The sequence below is a fragment of the Bacillus sp. SIMBA_005 genome, assembly GCF_046535585.1.
Classification (GTDB): Bacteria; Bacillota; Bacilli; order Bacillales; family Bacillaceae; genus Bacillus; species Bacillus pumilus.
In genome coordinates this window covers 1-239 of sequence record NZ_JAWRWI010001101.1, presented here as the reverse complement: position 1 = coordinate 239, position 239 = coordinate 1, and the positions used below count along the sequence as shown (strand labels likewise).

Genomic DNA, 239 nt, shown 5'->3' with positions numbered 1-239 from the left:
ATCCTTTTCCTTCAAGCGATTGGGACCGATTTTTCTGATCAGCCACGGAAGAAATTCGACACTGATCAGGATAAACAAGAGGCTTGCGAACGCCTCTTTATAAAAGCCGGCGCCTGTAGCCAGACCCAGCCCGGCCGCGCCCCAGATGATAGCCGATGTCGTCAGGCCGGATATGACGTCATTGCTTTTACGCAGGATCACGCCCGCGCCGATAAAACCGACGCCGGAAATGATTTGGG

At 54.0% G+C, this 239-nt stretch carries 1 protein-coding gene; it reads right to left on the bottom strand.

All coding sequences use genetic code 11. The features are described 5' to 3' along the window. The coding region (locus SB660_RS23535; RefSeq protein ID WP_410584997.1) for an MgtC/SapB family protein at positions 1-239 on the bottom strand (239 nt) is incomplete at both ends.